General features: G+C 63.0%; 28 protein-coding genes. 12 read left to right on the plus strand and 16 right to left on the minus strand.

Annotated features, from left to right (window positions below; all coding sequences use genetic code 11):
* Positions 1 to 21 precede the first annotated feature (21 nt).
* Positions 22 to 1,251, plus strand: coding sequence for a type III PLP-dependent enzyme domain-containing protein (locus V8192_RS07220; protein ID WP_341632407.1), 1,230 nt, complete (start codon positions 22 to 24; stop codon positions 1,249 to 1,251).
* Here V8192_RS07220 and truA read toward each other — a convergent pair.
* Both truA and fmt read right to left on the minus strand, forming a co-directional pair.
* Entirely contained in the window at positions 1,248 to 1,988 is a 741-nt protein-coding gene (truA, locus tag V8192_RS07225; protein WP_341632408.1) for a tRNA pseudouridine(38-40) synthase TruA, read from the minus strand. The genes V8192_RS07220 and truA overlap by 4 nt on opposite strands.
* The gene (gene fmt, locus V8192_RS07230) at positions 1,985 to 2,884 is read right to left on the minus strand and encodes a methionyl-tRNA formyltransferase (protein ID WP_341632409.1); all 900 of its coding nucleotides are present in this window, start codon (positions 2,882 to 2,884) and stop codon (positions 1,985 to 1,987) included. The genes truA and fmt overlap by 4 nt, the downstream gene beginning before the upstream one ends.
* A gap of 49 nt (positions 2,885 to 2,933) precedes the next feature.
* Here fmt and recR point away from each other — a divergent pair, with 49 nt between their 5' ends.
* Together recR and def are read left to right on the plus strand one after the other, a co-directional pair.
* Positions 2,934 to 3,530 (plus strand): recombination mediator RecR, encoded by a 597-nt coding sequence (gene recR, locus V8192_RS07235; RefSeq protein ID WP_341632410.1) that lies wholly within the window; start codon positions 2,934 to 2,936, stop codon positions 3,528 to 3,530.
* Between the two features lie 31 nt (positions 3,531 to 3,561).
* Positions 3,562 to 4,101 (plus strand): peptide deformylase, encoded by a 540-nt coding sequence (gene def, locus V8192_RS07240; protein ID WP_341632411.1) that lies wholly within the window; start codon positions 3,562 to 3,564, stop codon positions 4,099 to 4,101.
* An 11-nt stretch (positions 4,102 to 4,112) separates the two neighbouring features.
* Here the strand turns inward: def and V8192_RS07245 are convergent, their stop codons facing one another.
* Positions 4,113 to 4,502 carry a four-helix bundle copper-binding protein gene (locus tag V8192_RS07245; RefSeq protein ID WP_341632412.1) on the minus strand — a complete coding sequence of 130 codons (390 nt, stop codon included), beginning with the start codon at positions 4,500 to 4,502 and terminating at the stop codon, positions 4,113 to 4,115.
* Positions 4,503 to 4,616: 114 nt separating this feature from the next.
* On the opposite strand from V8192_RS07245, the gene V8192_RS07250 reads away from it, so the two are divergent.
* Positions 4,617 to 5,975, plus strand: coding sequence for a DNA recombination protein RmuC (locus V8192_RS07250; RefSeq protein WP_341632413.1), 1,359 nt, complete (start codon positions 4,617 to 4,619; stop codon positions 5,973 to 5,975).
* 58 nt (positions 5,976 to 6,033) lie between these two features.
* Here the strand turns inward: V8192_RS07250 and V8192_RS07255 are convergent, their stop codons facing one another.
* From V8192_RS07255 to V8192_RS07285, 7 genes are read right to left on the minus strand one after another with little or no spacing between them, the layout of a single operon-like run.
* The gene (locus V8192_RS07255) at positions 6,034 to 6,834 is read right to left on the minus strand and encodes a TrmH family RNA methyltransferase (protein ID WP_341632414.1); all 801 of its coding nucleotides are present in this window, start codon (positions 6,832 to 6,834) and stop codon (positions 6,034 to 6,036) included.
* The gene (locus V8192_RS07260; protein WP_341632415.1) at positions 6,834 to 7,106 is read right to left on the minus strand and encodes an HPr family phosphocarrier protein; all 273 of its coding nucleotides are present in this window, start codon (positions 7,104 to 7,106) and stop codon (positions 6,834 to 6,836) included. The genes V8192_RS07255 and V8192_RS07260 overlap by 1 nt, the downstream gene beginning before the upstream one ends.
* A complete protein-coding gene (locus V8192_RS07265) occupies positions 7,103 to 7,510 on the minus strand; it encodes a PTS sugar transporter subunit IIA (protein WP_341632416.1) in 408 nt (135 codons plus the stop codon). Before V8192_RS07265 ends, V8192_RS07260 begins: the two co-directional genes overlap by 4 nt.
* Positions 7,507 to 8,433 carry an RNase adapter RapZ gene (rapZ, locus tag V8192_RS07270; protein ID WP_341632417.1) on the minus strand — a complete coding sequence of 309 codons (927 nt, stop codon included), beginning with the start codon at positions 8,431 to 8,433 and terminating at the stop codon, positions 7,507 to 7,509. Before rapZ ends, V8192_RS07265 begins: the two co-directional genes overlap by 4 nt.
* Positions 8,430 to 8,891 (minus strand): HPr kinase/phosphorylase, encoded by a 462-nt coding sequence (locus V8192_RS07275; protein WP_341632418.1) that lies wholly within the window; start codon positions 8,889 to 8,891, stop codon positions 8,430 to 8,432. The genes rapZ and V8192_RS07275 overlap by 4 nt, the downstream gene beginning before the upstream one ends.
* Positions 8,888 to 10,459: a stimulus-sensing domain-containing protein gene (locus V8192_RS07280; RefSeq protein WP_341632419.1), complete on the minus strand. Its 1,572-nt coding sequence runs from the start codon at positions 10,457 to 10,459 to the stop codon at positions 8,888 to 8,890. Before V8192_RS07280 ends, V8192_RS07275 begins: the two co-directional genes overlap by 4 nt.
* Positions 10,431 to 11,138, minus strand: a complete 708-nt coding sequence (locus tag V8192_RS07285) for a response regulator transcription factor (protein ID WP_341632420.1) — start codon at positions 11,136 to 11,138, stop codon at positions 10,431 to 10,433. The genes V8192_RS07280 and V8192_RS07285 overlap by 29 nt, the downstream gene beginning before the upstream one ends.
* 269 nt (positions 11,139 to 11,407) lie before the next feature.
* On the opposite strand from V8192_RS07285, the gene V8192_RS07290 reads away from it, so the two are divergent.
* The 4 genes from V8192_RS07290 (at position 11,408) to V8192_RS07305 (ending at position 15,789) form a co-directional block, all read left to right on the plus strand.
* Positions 11,408 to 13,045 (plus strand): phosphoenolpyruvate carboxykinase, encoded by a 1,638-nt coding sequence (locus V8192_RS07290; protein WP_341632421.1) that lies wholly within the window; start codon positions 11,408 to 11,410, stop codon positions 13,043 to 13,045.
* 40 nt (positions 13,046 to 13,085) lie between these two features.
* Positions 13,086 to 13,532: a hypothetical protein gene (locus V8192_RS07295; RefSeq protein WP_341632422.1), complete on the plus strand. Its 447-nt coding sequence runs from the start codon at positions 13,086 to 13,088 to the stop codon at positions 13,530 to 13,532.
* Between the two features lie 28 nt (positions 13,533 to 13,560).
* Positions 13,561 to 14,886 (plus strand): amidohydrolase family protein, encoded by a 1,326-nt coding sequence (locus tag V8192_RS07300; protein ID WP_341632423.1) that lies wholly within the window; start codon positions 13,561 to 13,563, stop codon positions 14,884 to 14,886.
* Positions 14,887 to 15,108: 222 nt separating this feature from the next.
* Positions 15,109 to 15,789, plus strand: a complete 681-nt coding sequence (locus V8192_RS07305) for a hypothetical protein (protein WP_341632424.1) — start codon at positions 15,109 to 15,111, stop codon at positions 15,787 to 15,789.
* On the opposite strand, the gene V8192_RS07310 is transcribed toward V8192_RS07305, so the two are convergent.
* On the minus strand, positions 15,786 to 16,241 hold the full coding sequence (locus V8192_RS07310) for an NfeD family protein (RefSeq protein WP_341632425.1): 456 nt from the start codon (positions 16,239 to 16,241) through the stop codon (positions 15,786 to 15,788). The genes V8192_RS07305 and V8192_RS07310 overlap by 4 nt on opposite strands.
* On the minus strand, positions 16,238 to 17,206 hold the full coding sequence (locus tag V8192_RS07315) for an SPFH domain-containing protein (protein ID WP_341632426.1): 969 nt from the start codon (positions 17,204 to 17,206) through the stop codon (positions 16,238 to 16,240). Before V8192_RS07315 ends, V8192_RS07310 begins: the two co-directional genes overlap by 4 nt.
* A gap of 44 nt (positions 17,207 to 17,250) precedes the next feature.
* Here V8192_RS07315 and V8192_RS07320 point away from each other — a divergent pair, with 44 nt between their 5' ends.
* The 4 genes from V8192_RS07320 to V8192_RS07335 all read left to right on the plus strand — a co-directional run bounded on the left by V8192_RS07320 (position 17,251) and on the right by V8192_RS07335 (position 21,393).
* Positions 17,251 to 18,081, plus strand: coding sequence for an HpcH/HpaI aldolase/citrate lyase family protein (locus tag V8192_RS07320; protein WP_341632427.1), 831 nt, complete (start codon positions 17,251 to 17,253; stop codon positions 18,079 to 18,081).
* A 137-nt stretch (positions 18,082 to 18,218) separates the two neighbouring features.
* Entirely contained in the window at positions 18,219 to 19,691 is a 1,473-nt protein-coding gene (guaB, locus tag V8192_RS07325) for an IMP dehydrogenase (RefSeq protein WP_341632428.1), read from the plus strand.
* A 3-nt stretch (positions 19,692 to 19,694) separates the two neighbouring features.
* Complete coding sequence (locus V8192_RS07330) at positions 19,695 to 20,870, plus strand: RsmB/NOP family class I SAM-dependent RNA methyltransferase (RefSeq protein ID WP_341632429.1); 1,176 nt, start codon at positions 19,695 to 19,697, stop codon at positions 20,868 to 20,870.
* 25 nt (positions 20,871 to 20,895) lie between these two features.
* On the plus strand, positions 20,896 to 21,393 hold the full coding sequence (locus V8192_RS07335) for a tetratricopeptide repeat protein (RefSeq protein WP_341632430.1): 498 nt from the start codon (positions 20,896 to 20,898) through the stop codon (positions 21,391 to 21,393).
* Here the strand turns inward: V8192_RS07335 and rsmA are convergent.
* The 4 genes from rsmA to V8192_RS07355 are packed head-to-tail and all read right to left on the minus strand — an operon-like array spanning position 21,390 to position 26,852.
* Positions 21,390 to 22,211, minus strand: a complete 822-nt coding sequence (gene rsmA, locus V8192_RS07340) for a 16S rRNA (adenine(1518)-N(6)/adenine(1519)-N(6))-dimethyltransferase RsmA (RefSeq protein WP_341632431.1) — start codon at positions 22,209 to 22,211, stop codon at positions 21,390 to 21,392. The two genes, V8192_RS07335 and rsmA, sit on opposite strands and share 4 nt — an antisense overlap.
* Positions 22,208 to 23,212 (minus strand): 4-hydroxythreonine-4-phosphate dehydrogenase PdxA, encoded by a 1,005-nt coding sequence (gene pdxA / locus V8192_RS07345; protein WP_341632432.1) that lies wholly within the window; start codon positions 23,210 to 23,212, stop codon positions 22,208 to 22,210. Before pdxA ends, rsmA begins: the two co-directional genes overlap by 4 nt.
* Positions 23,213 to 23,240: 28 nt before the next feature.
* The gene (locus V8192_RS07350; protein WP_373276333.1) at positions 23,241 to 24,638 is read right to left on the minus strand and encodes a peptidylprolyl isomerase; all 1,398 of its coding nucleotides are present in this window, start codon (positions 24,636 to 24,638) and stop codon (positions 23,241 to 23,243) included.
* A 24-nt stretch (positions 24,639 to 24,662) separates the two neighbouring features.
* The gene (locus V8192_RS07355; protein WP_341632434.1) at positions 24,663 to 26,852 is read right to left on the minus strand and encodes an LPS-assembly protein LptD; all 2,190 of its coding nucleotides are present in this window, start codon (positions 26,850 to 26,852) and stop codon (positions 24,663 to 24,665) included.
* Positions 26,853 to 26,951: the final 99 nt, after the last annotated feature.

Raw genomic sequence — 26,951 nt, forward strand, 5'->3', positions numbered from 1 at the left:
CCTTTCAAAGGGGGATCGCGAGTGAAGCCAGCAGGTCCGATCCCGCCTTATTTCTCCGCCTCGGACGAAGGCCAGCTGCTGATCGGCGGTTATCCGGCAGAAGAGCTGGTGGCTGAAGCGGGCGGAACGCCCCTGTTCGTCTACGACAACAATATCGTCGGCGCCCAGGTCGCCCGGTTCAAGGGAGCGATGCCGGACGGCATTGCACTCCATTATGCAGTGACTGCAAATCCTTACGAGCCGTTGCTGGAGTTTCTCGGCAGGTACATCGACGGGTTCAGGATTGTGTCGCAGGGCGAACTGAAACGTCTTCAGGAAGCGCAGCTGACCGGAATCCCGATGAACTTTGCAGGGCCCGGTAAGCTCGACGCCGAAATCCAGGCAGCCGTGAAGGTCGGCGCTACCGTAAGCGTCGAGAGCGAGCGCGAGGCGGCACGGACTATTCAGGCCGGCGAGAAGGTCGGTGTACAACCCAAGATCTCGGTGAGGGTGACGCCGCCTTTCGCGATCGAGGAGGGAAGGGTCACGATCGGAAGCAAGCCCAGCCCGTTCGGTGTTGATGCCGAGCGCGTCCCCGAGCTCGTGATCGGTCTCGCCGAGGCCGGTGTCGACTGGCGCGGGCTGCACATGTTCGCCGGGGCGCAATGCCTCGATTCCGAGGCCCTCGCCGAGGTCCACCGGGTGACGGTTGCCCATGCCGGGGAGATTGCCGAGGCGATCGGCCTTCCGCTCCCCGAGCTCAACCTTGGCAGCGGATTTGACGTCGCATGCCGACCGGGCGACGAGCCGCTCGATATCGACAAGGTTGCAGCAGCGCTCAACCAGACCCTGTGCAATGCCCCCGCGCTTCTCGCGACGACCCGTTTCAGCATCGAGCTTGGGCGCTGGCTGGTCGGCGAATCCGGCGTTTACCTTACCCGCGTGCTGGATCGGACCGAAAGCTGCGGCCAGACCTTTCTAACCACGGACGGGGGCGGGCATCACCTGATCGGCGCGACAGGAAGCCTTGGTCACCGCGGGATGGATAATTTCCCGATCGCGGTCGCCTCCCGGTTCGGCGCACCGGCGGTGGAGGAAGTCACCGTTACCGGGTGCCTGTGCACGCCTTACGACATGCTCGGCGACCAGGTAGCGCTTCCACACACCGATGTTGGTGACCTCATCGCGGTCTTCTGTGCAGGGGCCTATGGATTAACGGCGAGCCCGCAGGCCTGGGAAAGCCGCCCCGTCGCGCGGGAAATGCTGGTCTAGGGGTAGCTCGCCTCGACGAAATAGAGACCCTCTGGCGGGGCGTTGAAGCCAAGCGCTGACCGGTTCCTGGCTTCGAGTGCAGTGCGCATGTCGTCAGGCGTCCATTGGCCTCGCCCAACCATCGCCAGGCAGCCAACCATCGAGCGCACCTGGTGATGCAGGAAACTTCGCGCTGCCGCAGTGACATGGATTTCCTCCCCGACCCTCGCGACCTCGAGGTGATCGAGGGTCTTCATCGGGCTGTCGGACTGGCACTGCGCGGAGCGGAAGGTGGTGAAGTCATGACGTCCTACCAGGTGCTCGGCCGCCTCTCCCATCCTGATGACTTCAAGCGGCACTGCGACATGCCAGACCCTGCCGGCATCGAGCGCGGGCGGCGCACGGCGGTTGAGGATCCTGTAGAGATAGCGGCGACCGACGCAGCAAAAGCGGGCGTGCCAGTCCTTTGCGACGACTTGCGCCTCCAGGACCGAAATCGGCTGAGGGCGCAGCAACGCGTTGAGGCCTTCCCGCAGCCGGTGCGGCGTGAGCTCCCGGAGAACATCGACGTGCGCGCTCATCGCCAGGGCATGAACGCCGGCGTCGGTCCGGCCAGCTGCGATGAACTGGCCTGCTTCCCCCGTCATGCGCTCCAATGCTTCCTCGAGCGCCTGCTGGACTGATGGCCCGTGGTCCTGGCGCTGCCAGCCCATGAACGGCCCGCCGTCATATTCGATCGTCAGTCGCCAGCGCGTCACGGCAGGATGCTGCCCTTCGGAATGGCGAAGCCGCGCAGCAGCTCACCGGTGCTCATTGGCCCGCGGCCTGCCCGCTGGGCGAGCAGCGGACGGATAGCGCCGGAGCCGGCGGCAATGGTCAGGTTGTCATCGAGGACTTCGCCGGGCAATCCCGAGGCCTTCTCGACCTGCGCGCCCAGAAGCTTGATACGCTCCCCGTTGGCCTCGAACCAAGCTCCGGGAACGGGATTGAAGGCCCGGACCTGCCGTTCGAGTTCTTCGGCTGGCCGGTTCCAGTCGAGTCTCGCTTCGGCTTTGTCGATCTTTGATGCGTAAGTGGCGCCCTCAGCCGGCTGATTGGTCGGCGGCGTTGGGTGTTCGAGCCAGTCGATCAGGGCGCTCGCGCCAAGAAACGACAGTTTATCAATCACTTCTCCAGCGTTCATTCCACTAATATCGAGCTCGTGCTTCAAAAGCATTGGGCCCGTGTCGAGGCCTTCGTCCATCTGCATGATGGTGACTCCGGTGACATCGTCGCCCGCAAGGATCGCCCGCTGAACCGGAGCCGCCCCGCGCCAGCGGGGCAGAAGAGACGCGTGGACGTTGATGCATCCGTGCTCGGGAGCCTCGAGAATGGCGCTGGGCAAAATCAGCCCATAGGCAGCAACGATGCCCACATCGGGGGAAAGCGCGCGAAAGCGCGCCTGTTCCTTTTCGTCGCGCAGCGACCGCGGTGTTCTGACCTCGATCCCGAGCTTCTCGGCGCGTTCCTGCACGGGAGTCTTGCGCTCGCCCTTGCCGCGCCCCGCGGGTCTTGGCGGCTGGCAGTAGACCGCGATGACGTCGTGTCCGTTCCCGACCAGCGCATCGAGGCTGGGCACTGCGAACCTCGGCGATCCCATGAAGACGATGCGCATGAGGGCCCTATGGCGAAAGCGCGCGGAATTTCCTACCTCAGCGCCTAGCGTGGCCAGTCAGGAAATCGAAGCATTGTCGCAAGCGCTTGCGCGGCTGCCGGGCCTCGGCCCGAGGTCCGCGAGGCGTGCGGTGCTGCATCTCATGAAAAAGCGTGAGACGGCGCTCCAGCCGCTCCTCGCCGCGCTGGGCGCTGTCGCCGACAGGCTTTGCACCTGTTCGGTCTGCGGCAACGTCGACACGGCCGACCCTTGCAGCATTTGCAACGACCAGCGCCGCGACGAGAAGTCGCTGTGTGTCGTCGAGGAGGTGGCCGACCTCTGGGCGCTCGATCGATCGCGCCTGTTTCCGGGCCGCTATCACGTGCTTGGCGGACGTCTTTCGGCGCTCGAGGGGGTCCGGCCCGAGGATCTCAGCATCGACCGGCTCGTGGCCCGGGTATCCAAGGGCGGCATCGACGAGGTTGTGCTCGCCATGAACGCCACCCTGGAGGGGCAGACGACCGCACATTATGTGGCTGAGCGGCTCGAGGCGTTTCCCGTTCGATTGAGCCAGTTGGCGCACGGGCTTCCCGTCGGTGGTGAGCTCGACTATCTCGACGAGGGTACGCTTGCCCAGGCTCTCAGAGCCCGCCGGCCGATTGCTTGAACCCCCTGATCCGAAAGCCTAAATCCCCGCCATGGCCATCCGTCGCATTTATGAGACGCCCGATCCCGTCCTCCGCGAGATTTCCAAGCCGGTGGAGACGTTCGACGACGGGTTGAAAATCCTGGTCTCGGACATGTTCGAGACAATGTACGCGGCGCCCGGCATCGGCCTTGCGGCGGTCCAGGTGGGCGTTCCGGTCCGGCTGCTAGTCATCGATCTCCAGGAACCGGAGGAGGAGGGCGGCGAACCGGTCAGGGACCCCAGGGTCTTCATCAATCCCGAGATCCTGTGGCACTCTGACGAGGAGGTTCCCTACACGGAAGGATGCCTGTCGGTGCCCGAGCAATATGCCGAAGTGATGCGGCCAGACCGCATCCGGGCGCGCTGGCACGATGTTGAAGGAAAATCATACGAAGAGGAAATCGACGGCCTTCTTGCCGTGTGCCTCCAGCATGAAATGGACCATTTGAACGGCGTGTTGTTCATCGACCATCTGTCGCGCCTCAAGCGCGACATGGTCTTAAAGAAACTTGCCAAGTGGCGGAAAGAACAGGGACTTAAGGCCGCCTGACGCAGCTCAAGCTACTTAATGCTTTCGGCAGCGACCCTGCAGTCCGCCGCGCACTCCCTGCACATTTGGGCGCAAAGCCGGCAATGCTCGTTCGCATGCTTTTCGCACTCCGCTGCGCACTCGTCGCAAACGCGAGCGCATAGCTCGAGCATCTCGCGCAGCACCTGATCGTTCGAACCCGTCCGGCGAACGGCGAGCTTGCCGGCGGCTTCGCAAATGTCCGAACAGTCAAGGCAGGTGCGGATGCACTGCCGCATGTCCATCTTTTCCGCTGCGCATGCGTCTGCGCAGCTGAGACACATCCGGGCACAATACATGAGATGGTGCGCGGCGTCCCCGAGGGGCTGGTTGACGTGGTCCTGCACATCGGGGTGCAGGCTGATCATCTTGCGGATGGACATGGTCTAGAGCTCCCGAGAATCCTGTGGAGAACCAGCTGTGAGGCAGCCGGTTCCTATTGTCGAGGAAGGGAATGCGCCGTAAAGTTCCCTATTCGTTCCACGGGGTTTACGGTCATGAGTCCGGCAGCTGTGCTTTTCGTCCTCATCGCGCTTGTCCTGGGCGGCATCATCGGCTGGCTGGTCGGGGCGCGCTCGGCTGCTGCGGCCAAGCAGGCAGGTGACGGGCTGCGTGCGCAGCTCGCCGACGCGGTGAGGGAACGGGACGCCAACCGGGAAGCGGTGATCAAGCTGGCTACCCTCGAGGCCTCCCAGCTGGAGCGTGAGAAAGCATTCGAGACGCGGATTTCCGAACTGATGGAGGCCAAGGAGGCCCTTTCGAGCCAGTTTGCCGAAATCAGCACCAAGCTGCTCGCGCAAGCCCAGGAAACCTTCCTCAAGCGCGCGGATCAGCGCTTCCGGCAATCGGAAGAGAGTTCAGGCCAGAACCTCAAGGCCCTCCTGCAGCCGGTTCATGATCGGCTGGAGCGCTATGAAACGACGGTGCAGAAGGTGGAAGCCGAGCGCCGCGATGCGTTCGGGCTCCTATCAGGCCAGATCGAGGCGATGCGCACTGGGACCGAGCGAGTGTCGGCGGAGGCCGCCAAGCTCGTCAATGCCCTCCGAAACGCTCCCAAGGCGCGGGGCCGCTGGGGCGAACAGCAGCTCCGCAACGTGCTCGAGACGTGCGGCCTGTCCGAGCATTGCGATTTCGCCACCGAGGTCACCGTGTCGGACGGGGAGGGAGGCCGCCTTAGGCCGGATGTCGTGGTTCGGGTTCCCGGCGGACAGTCGCTGGTCATCGACGCCAAGGTCTCCCTGAACGACTACCAGGACGCTTTCGGGGCAATCGACGAGGTCGAAAGGGCCACGCATCTTACTGCCCACGCATCGGCCATCCGTGCCCATGTGAACACGCTCGGTGCCAAGAATTACTGGTCCCAGTTCGAGGATGCGCCCGACTATGTCGTGATGTTCATCCCGGGCGAGCATTTCCTCACCGCTGCGCTCGAGCAGGACGCGGGCTTGTGGGACTACGCTTTCGACAAGAAGGTTCTTCTTGCAACCCCGACCAACCTCATCGCGATTGCGCGCACCGTTGCAGCGGTGTGGCGGCAGGAAAGGCTTGCCAAGGAAGCGCGGCAGATCGGTGAGCTTGGAAAGGAGCTTTACGAAAGGCTTGCGAAGGCAGCCGACGACCTCCGCCGCGTCGGATCGGGGCTCGCTTCTGCGGTCAACAATTACAATAGCTTCGTTGCGAGTTTTGAGACGAGATCTCTCGTTACTGCGCGCAAGTTCCGAGACCTCAATATCGAGGCGGGCAGGCGCGATATCGACGTTCTAACGCCGGTTGAGGCGCTGCCGCGCTACGCTGACGACGAACTGGAGCTCACTGACGAGGACGTCAGCGACCCGCCCCAGATCGCTGCCGAATGAGATCCGAGGTCGCATAGCGGCCAGCGCAGCAGTCTCCTGAGGCAAGCCGCGCGGCGCTTCATGGGCGCCAGCTCGCCTTGATTGCAAATGCCATTACCGCCCCCGCCACGGCCGCATTGAGACTGTCGGCGCGGCCGGCCATCGGGATTTTCACCAGCAGGTCGCATTCGGCTTCGTAATCGGGCGGCAACCCCCGCTGCTCATTGCCGATCAGCAGAAAGCAGGGCTGCTCGTAATCGGCCTCGAGATAATCGCGCGATGTCTTGAGGCTGGTGCCCACCAGCTGCGCCTTGCTGCTTCTCAGCCATGCCACGAACTCGCCCCAACTTGCGGTCGCGACCTGCTGCGTGAACAAGGCTCCCATCGAGGCCCGGACGGCTTCGACGGAAAAAGGATCGGCACTGTCGTCGAGGAGGATCAGACCCCCAGCCCCCACCGCGTCGCCCGTCCGCAGGATCGTCCCGATGTTGCCCGGGTCGCGAAGCGCCTGGGCAACTATCCAGAGAGGCGCCTTACCGCGCTCGATGTGGTCGAGCGATGTGTCGGGCTGGCGATAGGCAGCAAGGACCATCTGCGGATTGTCCTTGCCGCTCATCTTCGAGAGGATGTCGGGCGTAGTTTCAATGGCATCGCCTCCCGAAGCCTCGGTCGCCTCGATGATTTCGGCTGCAAGCGGATGCCTTGCCCCTTCACTCGAGAAGGCGATGATCTGTGGCAACATGCCGCTGTCGCGGGCTTCAGCGAGGATCCTCAAACCCTCGGCGAGGAAGAGCCCCTCCGCCCGCCGCGATTTCTTGTCGCGCAGCGAACGCAGCAGTTTTACGGTCGAATTGGAATAAGCCGTGACTTCCCGAGGCATTATTCCTCCCCGAAGCGGTCCTCTACCAGGGACACGAGCTGCAGGAGAGCCTCGTAGGCCCCTTCACCCTCGACATGGATAAGGATGGAATCGCCTTTTGCCGCGCCGAGCATCATCAGTCCCATGATCGATGTGCCGCAGACGCGATTACCGTCCTTTTCGACTTCGATCCGGGCATCGATCTGACTTGCGAGATTGACGAACTTCGCGCTCGCACGGGCGTGGAGTCCGCGCTGGTTCTCTATTCGGACTTCGCGGCTGACGGCGGTCAAGCCGCCGCTTCCCCGAGAATCTCGCTTGCGACCGAGATATATTTGCGGCCCGCTTCGCGCGCGGCTGCCACTGCAGCGTGCACGGGCATGACCTTGCGTGCGCCTTCGAGGCGAATCAGCATCGGCAGATTGACGCCCGCAATCACCTCGATGTTCTCACTCTTCATGAGACTGATCGAAAGGTTCGATGGAGTTCCACCGAACAGGTCGGTCAGGATGATGACGCCCTGACCCTGTTCCACACGTCCGATTGCGGAGGCAATGTCCTTGCGGCGGCCTTCCATGTCGTCATCGGGTCCGATGCAGATCGCTTCGATCGCTTCCTGGGGTCCGACCACATGTTCCATCGCGGTGACGAACTCGGCCGCGAGGCGGCCGTGGGTCACCAGCACTAGTCCAATCATCGACTCAACTCGTCCTCGCTCTCCGGAGAGCGCCCGGGATGCCGTTCGATCGTGTCCCTCGGTTGCGAGGCGAGATCACGGTGACGCACATTCGGTGCAAATCCGGCACGCCGTAACCGTTCCGCCGTTTCAATGGCGGCGGCCACCGATCGGTGCCGCCCTCCCGTACATCCAAACGCGACGGTTACGTAACTTTTGCCCGCGGCCCAGTAGCGGGGAATCCAGTCGATGAGAAGCGCCTCGATGCGATCCATCGCTTCACCCCAGGCCGATTCCTGTTCCAGATAGGAACGCACGGCAGTGTCAGCGCCGGTCAATGGCCTCAGTTCCTCCACCCAGTGGGGGTTCGAGATGAACCTCAGGTCGAACACGAGATCAGCTGTGCGAGCGATCCCGCGGGCAAATGCAAAGGAAGCGATGGTCACGACCGGTTGGTCCGTATCCGTTCCGTAGCGTCCCCGCAGCTCTTCGCGGAGTTCCGCCGGTGAAAAGTCGGTCGTATCGAGGACAATATCCGCTGCAGTTCGCAGCGGAAACGTAATGCCGCGCTCCTGCGCAATGCCATCCTCGGCAGGCCGGTCTGCCGCGAGCGGGTGCATTCTGCGGGTTTCATCGTAACGCCGGGTAAGTTCTGCATCGGCGCAGTCGAGAAACAGCATTTCCGCTGCAACGCCCTCGATTTCGTGAATCTGCGCGGGCAGACGCTCAGGATCGAACCCGCGGCTGCGGACGTCCATCCCGATCGCAACGTCCGCCGTTCGACATTCCTCCCCGCCGTGGACGAATTGCGTAAGAAGGTCCGCAGGCAGGTTGTCGACCGTATCCCAACCCATGTCCTCGAGAGCATCAAGGACCGTCGACTTGCCCGCCCCCGACATCCCGGTGACGAGCAGCAGCCGCGGCAGTCGCCGCGCTGCCGTCACTTGAACTTCAGGCCCATTCGATCAAGGGCCAGAGCGACCTTCGAGGGCGCCGAGGCGGTCATCGCGTCGGTGGAGATGAGAGGCAGTTTCACGCCGAGGATCGGCCTTTCGCGGCTGTCATCAGGAAGCCGCTGGATGTCGCTCGTCAGCTCGACGATCAGCGCCACCGGCACATCGCTGACGTGCTCCATTTGAACAATCCCGATGCCGCGCACTTCCAGCTTGCCCGCAATTGTGCCTGGAGCCGATGCAAGAAGCCGTTCGCCGGACCTTTTCACGATGGTCTGATCATCGCTGACGAGCGAGAAGCCGCGATCGAGCAGCCGCAGCGCAAGATCGGATTTGCCGGATCCCGACGGCCCCGTGATGAGGACCGCGCGACCGTCTACTGCAACGGTGCTGGCATGGACTGTTTCGGCGGAAAGACGAGGGCCGGGGGCAGGGTCGATCTTATTCATTCACGGTCTGCTGCTGGAAGCCTGATGGTGAAGCGGGCGCCCGAAGGGGCGTCATCGCGGTCCTGCACGTCGATCTCTCCGTCATGGCCATTCACGATTGCCTGGGCGATGGCAAGGCCGAGACCGGAGTGACGGCCAAAATTCTCACCCTCGGGCCGTACTGAATGGAAGCGGTTAAAAATCGCCTCACGGGCTTCGGGCGGCACGCCTGGACCTTCGTCGTCGATGCGGATCCGGACCTTGTCGCCGACCCGGGCCGCGGCAACCTCGACCAGGCCTCCGGGAGGCGAGAAGCTCACCGCATTGTCGATGATCGCGTTGATGGCGCGGGCGAGGCGGTCGGGTTTGCCCATGACGACCGCAGTCTCCTTGCGGGGGCGGGCGAAGGCAATCCTAGCGTCGCCCGTTTCACGGCGGGTTTCCCAGGCGTGGACGATATTCTCGATCAGTAAGCCAAGGTCCACTTTCTCGAACCGTGCGCGGGCAAGCTCGGCATCTGTTCGAGCCGCTTCGCTGATGTCGCCGATGAGCCGGTCGAGCCGAGCGACGTCCTCGCGGACGATGCGCTTCAGTTTCTCCCGGAGTTCGGGGTCCTCGACTCGATCGAGCCCGTCGACCGCCGACCTGAGCGATGCGAGCGGATTCTTCAGCTCGTGCGTGACGTCGGCGGCGAACGCTTCGATGTTGTCGATGCGGTGCCTCAGTGACTGGCTCATGTCGGCAACAGCCCGTGCAAGGAGGCCGATCTCGTCGCGGCGATTGGGAAGGCGGGGGACGCTGATCTCGCGGGAACGACCAAGGCGGACGCGGTGGGCGGCAACCGCGAGTCGCCGCAATGGGCGGACAATCGTGCGCGCCAGAAACAGTGAGAGGAAAATCGATATTGCGACGAGCACGGCCATCGCCGCGGCGATGATCGCCCGCTGGCTGCGGACCGTGCGCGTGAAGGCCCGGTCGTTGGTGGTCGCTAGGAGAATACCCGCTTTCAGGGGAACCGCCGCCGATATCACCGGAGTAAGATCAGGTGCACTGCGTACGGCGGTGGTCGCTTTTCGCGTGGCCTCGGCCCGAACCGCCTCCGGCCAGGACTGCAGGCGGTCGACTGGCGGCTCGATGAATTCATCAAGTGGCCTTGCTCCGACGATGGCGTTGAAGCCGCGGTCGAGCGCCCGCGCAACATCCTTGTTCCATTTCTGCGTAGAGGGGTCGCGCAGTTCGTAGGTGGGCCCGGTGAGATGCCAGCTATCGGCAATCAGTTGGCCGTCGGGCCGGTAGATCCGCATCCGGCTTCCGGTCGACTTGGTCACTGTCGCAAGGATCGGCTCCTGGTCCTCGGGGCCGGCCGCATCGATGGCGAGTGCCGTTGCAGTTGCCTCGATCCGCGTCTGTCGCACCCGCTCGCGGCTCAGATGGTTTCGGAAGACGTCCAGATAGAGCGTGCTGAGGCCAACCAGCAGCACCGTGATGAGATTCAACGCGAGAATACGATGCGCGAGCGTCCATCGACCCGACCACTTCAAGCGAAGGTCGGCGTCCTCTTTACTCGTCGAAACGGTATCCGACGCCATAGAGGGTCTCGATTGAGTCGAACTCGGAATCGACTGCCCGGAACTTGCGCCGGATCCGCTTGATGTGGCTGTCGATGGTGCGGTCGTCGACATAGACGTCATCGTTATAGGCGACGTCTAGCAGCTGGTTACGGCTTTTGACGACGCCTGGCCTTTGCGCGAGTGCTTCCAGGATCAGGAATTCGGTAACGGTCAGGCTGACGTCACGGCCGCCCCAGATGACTTTGTGGCGGGCAGGATCCATGACGAGGCGGCCTCGTTCGAGACGCGGCGGCTCGGGTTCGGTGCTGTTGGCGGCCGCTTCGCCCCGCTCGAGATCCTGCCGCCGCAGTATCGCGCGGATGCGGGCAATAAGCAGGCGCTGGGAGAATGGCTTGGAGATGTAGTCATCGGCACCCATTGCAAGTCCCAATGCCTCGTCGAGTTCATCATCCTTCGAGGTGAGAAAAATGACTGGTATCGAGCTGAATTCGCGGACCCGGCGAAGAAGTTCCATACCATCGATCCCCGGCATCTTGATGTCGAAGACTCCAAGGTCAGGCGGGTTGTCGTTGATCGCCTTGATGGCGACGAGCGGGTCGGAATAGACACGCGTGACGAAACCTTCCTGCTGAAGCGCAATCGAAACCGACGTCAAAATGTTGCGGTCGTCGTCGACCAAGGCGATTACCTGGCTCATCGGGCCCTTTCGCTGCCTCAGCCGATGGACGGACCCCCGGGATAGACAGAGGCGCGAGAGCAGACAAGGCGCACAGCAAATGACGCGCTGGGGAAGCAATATGTTCGGATGCGGGACCTGTTCGCGCCATCTTGGGCCCCAATGGGGGCGAACGGCGCTCTTCCGTTTTGACCGCGGAACTTTTTCGGGGTTATAGGCGCCCCAGAGCGTGCGGCGGCTGGCCTTAGGGCCGCCGCCGCAGCAACATTTTGAAAAAGGGTGATTTCGACGTGAGTGATCGCGTGCCGCATAGCGGACTTGAGGCGCAGGGCATTGCTACCGGCGCGGAAATCTTCTGGAACCTGACGACCGCGCCGCTGGTCGAGCATGCAGTTCGGCGCGGCGAGGGCCTGCTCGCCAAGGACGGGCCGCTGGTCGTTCGCACCGGGCATCACACCGGACGCAGCGCCCAGGACAAGTTCACGGTGAAGGACTCGCTTACCGAAAACGTGATCTGGTGGAACAACGGCAACAAGCCGATGGACCCCGAGGCGTTCGACCGGCTCCACGACGATTTCCTCCAGGCGCTTGCCGGCAAGGACCAGCTCTACGTCGCCGATCTCTATGGCGGGTCGCAGCCCGAGCACCGCGTGCGCGTTCGGGTCATCAACGAACTCGCCTGGCACAACCTGTTTATCCGCACCCTTCTTGTGCGCCCCGACGCAGGCGAGCTCCCGGGTTTCGACCCCGAATATGTGATCATCGACCTGCCAAGCTTCCGCGCCGACCCGGAACGCCACGGCTCGCGGACAGAGACGGTGGTCGCCGTCAATTTCTCGAAGAAGCTGATCCTTATCGGCGGAACCGCCTATGCCGGCGAAATGAAGAAGTCCGTCTTCGGGCTGCTGAACTTCATCCTGCCCCAGCGCGGGATCATGCCGATGCACTGCTCTGCAAACATCGGCGCAAAAGGCGACACTGCGATCTTTTTTGGTCTCTCTGGTACAGGCAAGACCACGCTTTCGGCCGACCCGAACCGCACCTTGATCGGCGATGACGAACATGGCTGGTCGGATACCGCAGTCTTCAATTTCGAGGGCGGCTGCTACGCCAAGATGATCCGTCTCTCGGCCGAGTCAGAACCCGAGATCTACGCCACCACCAAGCGTTTTGGGACCGTGCTCGAGAACGTGGTGATCGATCCTGTGACCCGCGAGCTCGATCTCGATGATCCGACGCTCGCCGAAAACAGCCGCGGCGCCTATCCGATCGATTTCATTCCGAACTCGTCCGACGACAATCTGGGGCCGGTGCCCAAGAACGTCGTCATGCTGACCGCCGACGCCTTCGGCGTGCTGCCCCCGATCGCGAAGCTGACGCCCGACCAGGCGATGTATCACTTTCTTTCCGGATACACGGCCAAGGTCGCCGGGACCGAAATTGGAGTTACCGAACCGCAGGCGACCTTCTCGACCTGCTTCGGCGCGCCGTTCATGCCGCGTCATCCGTCGGTCTACGGAAATCTGCTGAAGGAGCGTATCGCCAAGGGCGAGGTGGATTGCTGGCTGGTCAACACCGGCTGGACCGGTGGGAAGTACGGCGTTGGAAAGCGAATGCCGATCAAGGAGACGCGAGCACTTCTCAATGCCGCGCTCGATGGCAGCTTGAAGAACGCCGAGTTCCGCAAGGACCCGAACTTCGGTTTCGAGGTACCGGTGTCGGTACCGGGCGTTGATCAGTCGATCCTCGATCCGCGCGGGACCTGGTCCAGCACGGCCGATTATGACGCAATGGCTGCGAAGCTCGTTGACCTTTTCGTCGAGAACTTCGCGCAGTTCGCTGACCAGGTCGACGAGGGCGTGCGCCAAGCTGCTCCAAAGGCGCAGCACAAAGCGCAAGCAGCAGCGAACCAAGCCACAGCCGCCTGAACGCCCGGTCGCCGATCGGGCCCAGCCCAGGACCCGATCGATGACCGAATACAGACCGAGATTTTTCGCATCCGATGCCGATGTCGTGCACATCGGCGAAGGATTGCTGTCGTGCACGTTGGCACGTCCGGAGTGGACTCACGAAGCCCATATCGCTGCGACGACCTACCTGTTGCTGCGCCGTCCTGAGATCGATCTCGATCAGGAGCTGCCAGTGCTGATCAAGCGCTTCAACGAGAGCGTTGGCGGCGTCAACAGCGACAGTGAGGGCTATCACGATACCATTACCCGCGTGTTCCTCCGCGGTGTCCGCCTCTTCCTCGGCGAAGCAGACTTGTCGGAACCGTTGCACGAGCTCGTCAACGAGCTGCTGCTCTCCCCGATGGGCAGGCGCGACTGGCCGCAGCGCTTCTATTCGCCAGGCCTGCTCTTCTCGGTGAAGGCGCGCCGTGGTTTCGTCGAGCCGGACATCTCAGCCCTTCCTTAGGGCACATGCGCAAGGCACAAGCGTGCTCATGACGATTTTCCGCGGTCCGATCCTGTTATTGACTGCTGTCTTCCTGATCGGTGCCACGGCCTACGAGCCGACTCACCAGGGCGTTCGTGTTGTTTACAGAAACGCCTCGCTGATCGACGGAACCGGCCGGGGAATGCAGCCGGGCATGGCCGTCCTCACCGACGGCGAGCGAATAGTGGCGGTACTGCGCGAGAGCCAAGTTGGCCCTGGCCAGCTTGCCGGCGCGCAGGAGGTCGACCTTGCCGGCAAGTTCCTCATCCCGGGCCTCATCGATTCCCATCAGCATCTCGCGACGCCGCCTGATCGCGCCGAGGCAGAGGCACGGCTGAGACGCGACGTTTACAGCGGCATCACAGGGACCCGCGACATGGCCGATGACCTGCGACAAGTCGCCGACCTCACGCGCGCGGCCCGCGTCGGCGAAATTGCTTCTCCCGACATCGCTTATGCGGCGCTGATGGCGGGGCGGAGCTTTTTCGACGATCCGCGCACTCAGGCGATCGCTGCTGGCGCGAAAGGCGGAGAGGTTCCCTGGGAGCAGGCGATCGACGCCAGCACCGACATGGAGCTGGCCATCGCAAGGGCCAAGGGCACCTACGCAGCCGCGATCAAGATTTACGCGAACCTTCCTGGAAGCCTGGTGACGAAGATCACGGCCGAGGCACATCGCCAGGGGATGCGCGTCTGGGCTCACGGAATGGTTTTTCCGGCAACGCCGTTCGAGGTGGTCGATGCGGGCGTCGATACGGTTTCCCACACCTGCTACCTTGCATATCAGGCCATGGCGAAGCGGCCTGACGCCTACCAGCATCGCTTTCCCGTCGATGCTTCGCTGTTTCGGCAAGACAATCCCGTAATGGCAAAGCTTTTTGCGGATTTGGCTCGCAGGGGGACCGTCCTCGACGCAACGCTCCATGTGTATCGCGAGGTGGAGGCCGCTGCCCGCGAGCAGCACAAGCCTGCATTGTGCACTGTTGCGCTGGCCGGCAGGCTCACGAACCAGGCCTATCGTTCCGGTGTCGCAATTTCAGCGGGCACCGACGGCGACACCCCGCTGAAGGAGCCGCTACCCTCTCTGTTCGACGAACTTGAGCTTCTCCACGACGTTGCGGGACTGCCGCCATTGGCCGTTCTCAGATCGGCGACCATCACCGGTGCAAGAGCCATGGGTGAAGAGAAGGAGTTGGGCAGTATCGAAGCCGGCAAGCTCGCCAACATGGTGGTCCTGGCGCGCAATCCCCTGGAAGACGTGCGCAACTTCCGCACGGTTGTTCTGACGGTGAAGCGCGGCCGCAAGTTTCCGCGCGGTGATTTCAGGCGCTAGGAACAAGCCCTTCAAGCCGGCGTCGAGGAGGGTTCGAGCTCCAAACGAGCCCGGTGACAGTCTGGCGGCCGGTCAGTCTGGGACCCGAGCATGGGAAACCTCGTGTAACCGCTCTTTCGGAGGGAGCCCACCGGGTTCGATCTTGCGCTGCAACGGACCCGTTGAAGGACCGGCCCGGCCCGCCTACCAAGCCACGAAAGCAAGATCAGGAATTTCGACCCAATGCAGCAGGTCGCAAATGCAGCGCCAGGTCCGCTGACCGACCTCGCGTCGGAACGGGCGCACTACAGGAACGACGGGTTCGTGCTCCTGAAGGAGCTCTTTCCGCCCGCAGTCCTCGCAGCTTTTCGCGGTCGCCTGCAACAGGACCTTGGTCTCATGCGCACCCGGCAATTCGTGCGCAGCAACAATCTCCTAACAATGCCCTCGATCGAAGTTTACAGTCTCGAATACCCGCCGATGGCCGGCTTTCTCTGGGGCCTGACACCGTGCGTCGCCCAAGTTGCTGCATGCGCGCTGATGCCGTCCTATGCCTATTTCCGCATCTACCAGAAGGGTGACATCTGCCGCGTTCATTCCGACCGTGAAGCGTGCGAGCACAGTATGTCGCTGACCGTCGAGCTCGGCGAGAATGTCCCTTGGGCGCTCAGCATTGAAAAGCGTCGCCTCGAGCGTCCGCTTGCAGACGTCGATGCGGATTTTGGAGGGGAAGGATTTTCATCGCTTCCGATGAGCGCGGGCGACGCCGTCATGTATCGGGGCGTCAATCACCGTCATGGCCGCCTCGAGCCCAATCCCAATAGCTGGTCCGCGCACCTGTTTCTTCACTGGGTGGACGCGGACGGACCCTATGCCGCCCACGCATTCGACCGTGCAAATATCGAGGCAGTCCGCCAAGGCTAACGCGGGGGAGGCTCGGCTTCGACTTTGAGGCAATTGCCCTCGACATCAACGATCCGGACCCGTTCCCCTACAGAAGCCGGTCCGCCGCGCGCGGGCCAGACGCTGTCTCCGACGCGGACCCTTCCGCCGTTACCGTCGACTGGCTCGACGACGATCACGACACGTCCAAGCAATCGGTGAACCGGATTGTTGAGGGACGGATCGCTAGTGTGGTCGTAGCGCGAGGCATAGGCCTTCCGACCCCCAATCCGGGCGATGGCGATGGCGAGAACCGCGAATGCGCCGAGCTGAATAGCAAGGTTGATCGGAAGCGCGATCGCAAGGACACCCGTGATGATTGCCGCCGCGCCGACGAACATCAGGAAAAACCCCGGCGCGATGAGCTCGGCAATGAGAAGGACAACGCCGCCGATCAGCCAGAACCATGCGGGATCGAAAGGGGAGATGCTCATTCGGACGCCTTGGGGACCCCCGGAACAGCCCTCCCTCTTGCCGGCGGCGAGCTCGACTGGCCTCCGACGGCTTCCCTCGCAAGCTCGGCAATTCCGCCGAGGGTTCCGATGAGCTGGGTCGCCTCGACCGGGAACAGGATCGTCTTGGCGTTGGGCGACCGCGCGAACTCGGCGACCGCCTCGACGTATTTTTGCGCCACGAAATAATTGATTGCCTGGGCGCTACCTTGTTCGATCGCATCGCTAACGGCCTTGGTCGCGGCCGCCTCGGCCTGAGCGCTGCGCTCGCGTGCCTCGGCTTCGCGAAAGGCGGCCTCGCGCGAGCCCTCGGCCTGGAGAATGGCGGACTGCTTTTCGCCTTCGGCCTTGAGGATTGCGGACTGGCGCATACCCTCCGCTTCCAGGATGACGGCGCGCTTCTCGCGTTCCGCCTTCATCTGTCGGGTCATCGCGTTGACGATGTCCTGAGGGGGCCGGATGTCGCGGAGCTCGACGCGCGTAATCTTGACGCCCCAGGACTCGGTCGCCTGATCGACCACTGCCAGAAGCTTGGTGTTGATCTCGTCGCGCCTCGAGAGAGTCTCGTCGAGATCCAACGAGCCCATGACGGTCCTGAGGTTGGTCGTCGAGAGCGCCGTGATCGCGGTATAGAGGTCGGCAACCTCGTAGGCCGCCTTCGCCGGATCCAGCACCTGGAAGAAGACGACCCCGTCCACCGCCACCATCGCATTGTCCTTTGTGATGATCTCCTGGCCGGGAATTTCGAGGACCTGCTCCATCATGTTGATCCTGCGGCCGACACGATAGAAAAAGGGCGTCACGTAGTTGAACCCCGGATCTGCCACGCGAACGAAGCGCCCGAAATGCTCGATCGTATAGCGATAGCCCTGGCGCACGATTTTGACGCCCATCATCACGTAGATGAACACCAGTATCGCAACGGCAATCATGAAAGTGGTCAGCATCTCTCTTCCCCGCTCTCCCTGTTCCGGGGCATGATGCGACGGCCATGACAGTAGCGGAAGAAAAAAACGACAGGCGGAGCGACCTGTTTGCGGTGCGCTCCCTATTGTTTCTGCCGGCTTCGAACCCCCGGGCGATCGCGAAGGCAAGGGACGCTGGTGCCGACCTTGTCATCCTCGATCTCGAGGATGCGGTGAGGTTTGAAGACAAAGCAGCCGCCCGAAGTGCTGCGCTTGAAGCTGTATCGACCGATTGGGCAATGCCGGTGGCGATCAGAATCAATGGCGTCGGGACCCAGTGGCATTCGCTCGACCTCGACGCGGTGGCTCGATCAGGTGCAGACTATGTAGTCGTTCCCCGGGCCCTCTCGGCGCACCTCGTGAGCGATGTCGCCGAGACGTCCAACAAGCCGGTACTTGCGATGATCGAGACTGCCGGGGGGGTCCTTGCCTCCGCGGAAATCGCTAAGACCTGCGCAGGGCTCATCGCCGGCACCAACGATCTCAAGGCGGACCTTCACCTGCCTCTCGATGCCGCTCGCGCACCGATCTCTACCTCGCTCCAGATGATCGTCCTTGCTGCCCGCGCAGCCGGCGCAGCCGTGTTCGACGGCGTCTTCAACAGCATCGAGGACATTGACGGGTTTCTAAGCGAGGCGGAGGAGGGGCGAAGCCTCGGATTCGACGGAAAGAGCCTCATCCATCCTGTCCAGATTGCGCCCTGTCACCGTGCCTTCGCGCCCTCGGATGCCGAAGTGGAACGGGCAAGAGCTCTGATTGAAGCCTTTCACGGCGGTGCGGAGCGGTTCGGCGCGGAGATGATCGAGCGCATGCACATCGAGGCCGCGAGACGGGTGCTGGAACGGGCAGGGGGCTAGACTTCAGCGGGCGGCGCATACCCCAATTCTTCTCCACCTCCTTGTCCTTCGCCGTCGCTCGATTGCCGATCCTCACGAACGGGCGGAGCGCTCTAGCACCCACTTGGCGAATCGGGGTTTGCCTGTCATGGGCCGATATGGCCCAACTCCTCAGCACTCCCGACATTGCGCTCGGACTGACGTTCGACGACGTTCTCCTGCAACCTCTCGAATCGTCTGTACTTCCGAGCCAGGCCGATACCCGGACCTTCCTCACCCGCGAAATTCCTCTCAACATTCCGGTCCTGTCCTCGGCCATGGACACGGTGACAGAGGTAGACATGGCGATCGCGCTTGCGCAGCTGGGCGGTATCGGCGTGCTTCACCGCAATCTCACTATCGAGGAGCAATCAGCGGCGGTCTGGCAGGTAAAACGCTTCGAAAGCGGCATGGTCGTCAATCCGATTACGATGGCGCCCGACCAGACCCTCGCCGAGGCCCTCGAACTCATGAAGTCGCATCGGATCAGTGGCATTCCGATCGTCGAAAAATCCGGCAAACTCTGCGGCATCCTTACCAACCGCGACGTCCGTTTCGCCGAAAACCCTCGTCAGAGCGTCAGCGAACTCATGACCAGGGACAATCTCGCGACCGTGCCAATCGGCACCAGCGAGGCCGAAGCCCGGCGGATCCTCCATCAGCGCCGGATCGAAAAGCTGCTCGTGGTCGACAAGGAGAATCATTGCGTCGGACTGATCACCGTCAAGGATATCGAGAAGTCCGTCGCAGCACCCTTTGCGACGAAGGATGCCGAGGGACGATTGCGCGTCGCTGCCGCATCAACGGTCGGCGACGCCGGATTTGCCCGGTCCGAAGCATTGATTGATGCCGGCTGCGACTGCGTCGTGATCGATACCGCGCACGGACATAACCGGGACGTCGCAGCGGCCGTCGAGCGGGTGAAGGGCCTTAGCAATTCGGTCCAGGTCGTTGCCGGCAACGTCGCTACCGTGGACGGCGCCAAGGCTCTTGCCGATGCGGGCGCCGATGCGATCAAGGTCGGAATTGGCCCGGGTTCGATTTGCACCACTCGGATCGTCGCGGGCATTGGCGTTCCGCAGCTCACTGCCATCATCGATGCCTTCAAGGGGGCCGGCAACGTCCCCATCATTGCGGACGGGGGCATCCGGACCAGCGGGGACATGGCGAAGGCGCTTGCAGCGGGAGCCTCGACTGCGATGGTCGGCTCGCTGCTTGCAGGAACGGACGAGGCGCCCGGCGAAATTTTCCTCTACCAGGGCCGGAGCTACAAAGCCTATCGGGGCATGGGATCGGTCGGCGCCATGGCCCGCGGGTCGGCGGACCGTTACTTCCAACAGGACATCAAGGACCACCTGAAGCTGGTGCCGGAAGGGATTGAGGGACAGGTTCCCTACAAGGGACCTGTCCGGGAGATCGTTCATCAGCTCGTCGGGGGGGTAAAAGCCGCGATGGGCTACACGGGATCTTCCACCATCGCGGAACTCCAGAAGCGCGCGAAATTCGTGCGGATCACCAACGCGGGCCTCTCCGAAAGCCACGTGCACGACGTTACCATCACGCGCGAGGCCCCGAACTATCCAACGCGCTAGCCAATGACTCCCGCAGCGCGCGTTCAGGCCGCGATCGAGATCCTGGACGAAGTGATCAGGGCTGCAGGAGAGGATGGTCCGCCCGCGGACACCATTGTCACGCGTTACTTCAAGCACCGCCGCTACGCGGGCTCGAAGGACAGGCGTGCAGTACGCGAGCTCGTGTTCCGGATGATCCGCCGCTCGGCGGAGCGGCCGCCGAGCGGCCGGGCAGCAATGCTTGGTCTCGCCCAGGATGATCCTGGTCTAGCGGGGCTGTTCGGAGAACCCCGCGGTCCCGAACCGATTGTCGGGGATGACCAGGCTGCTCCTTCAGGGACAATACCTCAATGGCTTCGCGCCGAGCTGTCGCCGCTGGTCGATCAGGAAGAGTGGCCCGCCCTCCTCGAACGGGCTCCGCTGGACCTGCGCGTCAACGTTTCACGGACATCGCGCGAGGAGATGCTCAAGGCTTTTCCAGGCGGCAAGGCAAGTCTCACAAGTCCGTGGGGTATCCGGCTTCCGCCCGATAGCCGGGTCGACGACCATCCCGCGTTCGCCGCAGGTCTTGTCGAAATCCAGGACGAGGGTAGCCAGCTCGTCGCGGTCGCGTGCGGGGCCCGAAACGGCAGTCGCATGCTCGATCTCTGCGCCGGTGCCGGGGGCAAGTCGCTTGCGCTGGCCGCGGCTGCTCCGGGAGCAACGATCCTCGCCACCGACAGCAATCGCAGTCGGTTGTCGAAGCTCGCTCCGCGGTCAGAGCGGGCCGGAGCGGAGATAGAGACACGACTGCTCAATCCTCCTCGAGAACTCGCCGAGCTCGCCGATTGGCGGGAGAACAGCGACCTTGTTCTTGTGGATGCGCCTTGCTCGGGCAGCGGGACTTGGCGCCGCAATCCCGAAGGCCGGTGGCGCCTCAACCCGGAACGGCTTGCGCGCCTCGTTGCAACGCAGCGCCGGCTGCTCGGCATCGCCGCCGAGCTCGTGAAGCCCGGTGGACATCTCGTCTATGCAGTCTGCTCCCTCCTGTCCCGGGAAGGATCACAGCAGATTGACGACTTCCTTCGTGACCGTTCATCGTGGATTAGTGAGCAAACGGCCATTGCCGCGGGGCGTTCGGATGGCGTTGGCAAGCTCTTGACACCGGGCCACGACCAAACCGACGGCTTTTTCGTCGCGCGGCTCGGTCGTCCGTGCTAGTCGACGGAGATACGTGGAGAAATTGATGCAGTCCTTGTCTCGCTTTCTGCTGATCGGTTTGGCTGGAATTGGACTGGCGGCGCCGGTTGCGGGCCAGCGGACGGACGATCAGATCACGCCCAAGTCGATCGAGCTTCAGCGGCAGGCCAAGGAGCAGATTGCCGCCGGCAAGCTCGAGACCGCGGAAGACCTCCTCGAGACCGCGCTCGCAGTCGATCCGCGCAACCGGGGGGCGTTTGTCGATATCGCACGGGTCGCCGAGAAGCAGCATCTGTTCGGCAAGGCGATCCGGATGACCAACAAGGCCTTGCTCCTCGAGCCGAACGATCCCGACGCGATCGCCGTCCAGGGCGAGGCGATGGTGGAGATGGGTGCGACTGCACGCGCGCAGGCAAACCTCCAGAAACTGCAGACGATTTGCAGCGCCAAGGCTTGCCCGCAGGTTGCCCAGCTCTCGGCTGCAATCAGCCGCGGCCCGACTGTCGCAGCCGCAAAAGTACCCGAAAGCCCCAAGTCGAACTAGGCGCTGAGCGCCCGGGCGAGGGCAACCCATTCGCTGATGCCGAGGGTTTCGGCACGCCGCTCGGTGTCGATCCCCAGCATCGCTGCAGCCTCAAGCGCCGCCGGCATTTTCTTGAGACTCGATCGCAGCATCTTCCGGCGCTGGCCAAAGGCAGCCGCGGTCAGTCGCGCCAGAACAGCCGGCGAGACGCCGTCGGGTTGCTCGGTCGGGACGATGTGCACGACCGCCGAGGTCACTTTGGGCGGGGGCACAAAGGCCGAGCGATTGAGAACCATCGCAATGCGTGGTCGCGACCGCCATTGCGCCGCAACCGAAAGCCGGCCGAAAGCATCGCTTCCAGCCTGGGCTACGAGGCGTTCGGCCACTTCCTTCTGGAACATGAGCGTCAGCGAACGCCACCAGGGAGGCCAGTCGCCTCCAAGCCACTTAAGGAGGAGTGCCGTGCCAACATTATAGGGCAGGTTGGCAACCACATGTGCGTTTTCCCCCACAACGGCCGGTTCGTCGATCTCCAGCGCATCGGCCTCGATGACCTCGAGCCTTCCTTCGAAGCCATGCTGGAGCTCGGCCAGCGCGGGGATGCAGCGCCGGTCACGCTCTACCGCGACCACGCTCGCGCCTGCCTCGAGGAGCGCCCGAGTAAGACCTCCTGGCCCGGGTCCGACCTCGTAGACCCGCTCACCTTCGAGCGCTCCCGGGATCGAAGCGACGCGTGCCAGCAGCTGTCGGTCGAGTATGAAATTCTGTCCGAGAGCCTTGCTCGCGCTCAGGCCGTGGCGGGCAATGACTTCTCTGAGCGGCTCAACCGGCTTGCTCAAGGAACTTCGACGCGCTGGATGGCATTCTCGGCGGCCATGCGGATTGCTGCCGCCATGGGCCTTGCGTCCGCTCGGTCCTGGCCCGCGATATCGAACGCAGTGCCATGATCCGGCGCCGTCCGGACGATCGGAAGGCCAAGAGTGACATTCACGGCATCTTCGAAATGAAGCGCCTTGATCGGGATCAGCGCCTGGTCATGATACATGCACAGAGCCGCGTCGTAATTGGCACGGGCGCGCAAGTGGAACATGGTATCCGCAGGGTGCGGGCCACTGACCCGCCAGCCCTCGGCCGCAAGAGCCGCGATTGCAGGCTCGATGATGTCGAGCTCCTCGCGGCCGAGCTGACCACCCTCGCCGGCGTGCGGGTTGAGACCCGAAACGGCAAGCCGCGGATCCGGTATTCCAAAATTGCGCTGCAGTCCGCGAAGCGTCGCGCGCCCACGCGATTCGATCAACGCGCTGCTGAGATGCGAGCGAACGGCGATGAGCGGCACGTGGGTCGTCACCGGCACGGTCCGAAGCGTTGGACCGGCAAGCATCATCACCACGTTGCCGGGCGACACTCCGCAGCGTTCGGCGACGAACTCGGTCTGGCCCGGGTGCTGGAACCCGATCGCGTATAATTGTTCCTTGGCCACCGGCCCGGTTACGACTGCGGCAGCGGAGCCGGAGCGTGCAAGACCGACCGCGATCTCAAGCGAATCGAGAGAGGTATGCGCGCCGGGGACGCTCGGCCGCCCGGGCAAATCCGCCTCGGGAGCGTTGAGCTGAATGAGCGGCAGTCCGTAATCGAATGCAGCATCGGCCTGGCGAGGATCGTCGACGATCTCGATCGGACCGTCCCAGACCGCCGCGACCGAGCGAGGATCGCCGATGGCAACGAACGGCGGCAGGCCAAAGGCGTCGCGATTGTCCCAGCACTTGGCGATGACTTCCGGGCCGATTCCGGCCGGATCGCCGAGCGACACGGCGAGCGGGGATTGCAGCTGGCGGACCATTGGCAGCCGCCTTAACGATGTTGCTCGATCAGCGGAACTCGATCACGGCGTCGCGGCGCAGATCGCGAAGGTAGCGCTGTGCACGCGAGTTGACGCGCTGTTCGTTCAACTGGTTGTAGATCTCGTCATAGCTTGGCGCCGACTGATCCATCTCGTCCCGGCCGCAGATGATCAGCACACGAACGCCTTCGTCGAGCGAGCCGAACGGCTGCGTTGCCTGGCCCACCTGCATCGGCAGCATCAGTCGCTGCAGCGCAGGGGGAAGATCGCGCATCTTGACCTGATCGCTCGTCACGACCTCGCCATGAAAATCGGAAGCGATTTTGTCGGCTCCGCCGCAGCCACCAATCGTCTTTGCGGCATCCGCGAAACGAGCGACGATGGGCTCCGCCGTCTGGCGAGATGTTCCTTTTGGGAAATTGATCGAGACCTGCTTTAGGCTGAGGACTGCATCGCGCGGATCGGGAGTTAGGATCTTGCGCGTGTCCTGAACGGCAATGATCGAAAAGCCTCCGGGTACCTGGATCGGCTCGCTGATCGCTCCTGCCGGCATCTGCCGCAGAGCCGTCGCGAGCGGCGCGGGAAGCTGCTCTGGACGTACCCACCCAAGGTCGCCACCGACCGCCGCAGTCGAGGCTTCCGAATACTGCCGGGCGTAGCCCGCAAAAGAGGCACCCTGGCGAAGCTGCGCAAGGATCTTGTTGGCATTGTCGAGCGTCTGCGATTGTGTCGCGGGGGTCGCCGACAGGAAGATCTCGCCGACTCGATATTCCTCGGTGCCCTTCGACGCGTTGAGCTTGTCGAGCACCGCCTTAACCTCGTCGTCGCCGACGCTGACCTCGATCTTGGCGTGCTGCAGGCGTTGCCAGGCGATCTCCCCCTCGATTTGGCGTCGCATCGATTTGATGTTGGAGCCATGGGCATCGAGGTAGGCTGCAAGCTGATCCGGCGACTGCTTCACGTTCTGCGCGACGCGCACCAGCGTCTTGTCGATGTCAGACGGCTTGATGTCGATCTTTTCCTGCTTGGCCGCCTGGATTTCGAGCGTCTCGTCGATGAGGTTGCGAAGAACCTGCTGGCTCACCCGCTCGCGTTCCTCGGGCGGAATCTGACCGCCGTTCGCGATCACGAGGAGCTGCAACCGCTGTTCGATGTCGGTCTGGGTGATGACGTCCCCGTTCACGATGGCCGTGGCCTTGACGACGGACGGCATGGCATTGCCGAACACTTCGGGATTTTGCGGCAGCTTCAGGGATTGGCTGCTGTTTGACGCTGGCTGCTGGGACGCATCGTTGTTGTCCTGTGCCATGGCACTGCTCGCGGCCACGAAGGCGAGCACGGCGCCTGCAGACAACGCACGCGTCCTGTTCACTCGAAAAGCTGATGCCACTGTGAGATTTTCCCTTGATTCCCGGTTGGTTGCCATTGCTTAAGCCCGCTGAACGCAGGCTTAGCGGCTAACACCCTTCAAAGCCAAGTGAACGGCGAAGGTGCTGCCCTTTCTGAACGTCCCGATGCGCTCATAGTCTCGGCGCCAAGAAACGCCAAGCTCGAGGCAATCGTCCTCATACTGAATGCCGAGACGGTTACGCACGGGCTGCCACCCGTTCGCAGTCGACGTCGGATCCTCTGCCTTGTTCGTAAGATCGATGACCGACGCGCCGAACACTGACCAGTAGCGAGTGAGAAGGATCCGAGCAGCGACGCGCAGTTCCTCGCGGTCACGCAGGTCCTCAATCGTCGGATCGATGTTCCTGTTGAGCTTCAGATAACCGATCTGGGCATAGGTCTGGCTGGTGCCGACAGTAAGGTCCACCTCGTTGCGACGAACTGCAAAGTTGTTCTTGTCGATGCGGAACCGGTCGGTGATGTCGATGAAGCGGCCGTAACGGATCCTGGTCCGCCCAACGATATCGGAAACGCGTCCGGTCAGTCCGGTGCCTTCCGGGAAGATGTCCCTCAGGCGCCCGAACCGGTAGCTTTGTCCGATCGTGCTTTCGATCGACAGGTTCTTGCGATCGAGAGACCAGTCGAGGCCGTAGGTGACGCGGGAGGCATCCTCCCAACGGTCATAGCCGGGGAAGCGGTTGAGAGCGAACAGATTGCTGTCTTCAAGGTCGACTGAACGCGCATCCTCGTTGGGGATATCGATGTTCGGAGTTTGGGGCGTCAGGACCAGCTGGACCCTCGGCACAAGCCGTTGGATGCCTCCGAACAGCGGCCCGATAAACGGCCACTGGACGTCGGCGGCGAGCGCACCAATGGCCCTTGCGTGCCAGCCATTGGTCCCGCTGTATATGCTGACGGACGTGTCCTGTGCTTCGTCCGTGTGATAGACATCGCCGCGCCCGTACGCGGTGAAGGTCAGTTCCTGGCCCCAGGGCGTCAGCTTCCTCAGATCCCAGCGCACGCTCGTGAAGGCACGCTGGGTATCCTGGCCGTCGATGCGCGTGATGGCGAGACTGTTGCCCTCGACCTCGAGGTGGCCGCCGGCGATGTCATCGAAGCGGAACCGTGCATCGATCGCTGGAAGCGCGATCGGGATCTGCTTCTGCTGGTCATCGACCCGCAGCCCCTGGAAGGCCCAGCCGGCAATCGAAATGTAGCTGTCGGGCGTAATCCGCTCGACGTTGACGACATTGCGCAGGCGATCGTCGTTCGTGATGTCATAGCGGCGCGTCACGGTCTTGTCGGACGCGATCCGAAGCGACGTCGTGACGCTCCACTCGGGACTGAGCTGCCACTTGCCGTTGAGGTCGAAATATCCACGAAGCTGCTTTGGCCCGGCAGAGGTTGCTGCCGGGTCGGTCTGGTCGACCCTCCCGTATGTCAGGAAGCCGCCGGCCTGGAAGGCGCCGAGACTGTTGAGGTCGCGATACTTGACCTCGATGGCCGGAAGCACGCTCGTATAAATGTGCGGCGTGATCGTCGCGTCGCGATTGGGCCCGATCTGGATGTGATAGGGGAAAGCAAGTTCGAGCCCGTTACGGCTGGAGAGTGCAAAATCCGGAACGAGGAAGCCTGTCGCACCTTCGGTTCCACGAGCGATCGAGATGACCGGCAGCAAGGGAAGGTTGATCCCGAACAGCTGAAGCCGTCCGCCCTCAAACCGGATCCTGGGGCTCTTCGGGTCATTGATGACCCGGGCCGCGGTGATCGACCAGCTCGGCGTCTTGGGACAGCCGGAGTCCTTGGTGACCGGGCAGGGCGTGTAGATCGCATTGGTGAAGGTGGAAATGCCGTTGACCCGGGCTCCGTGGCGAGCGGCAATCCGGCCCCCGCTCTCGAGCACGACCAGGAGATTGTCGACCGTGCCGTCCTTCATCGTGTCGGTCAGCTGGACATTGTCGCCGACGATCTTATCGCCCTGCGGTGTCACCATGACGACGTTGCCGCGCGCATAGACCTGGCCGCTCTTGCGGTCCCAGATGACCTGGTCGGCGGCAAGATAGTTGCCTTCCCGGTTCATGCGGACCTCGCCGCTCGCAGTCACGATGTCGGCGACGCTGTCGTAGCTGACCTCATCAGCGCTGAACGCCACCACCTGGTTTTCGTCGGGCGGCGTGACCTGTGCTTCGGGAACGGACGCGGGGACGGCCAATTGCGCGGCATTGGCCGCGGAAGGAACCGTCAGGAGCATGGGGAGCGCCGACCACCAGACAAATCTCGCCCCCAACGCCGTCCTGCCTACCGCTCTTCTCTCTGACTTGCCCCGCCTATCGCACCTCAAAAGGCCGCC

Origin of the sequence: Sphingomonas agri (genome assembly GCF_038148795.1) — a bacterium.
In the GTDB taxonomy this organism is placed as follows: Bacteria; Pseudomonadota; Alphaproteobacteria; order Sphingomonadales; family Sphingomonadaceae; genus Sphingomicrobium; species Sphingomicrobium agri.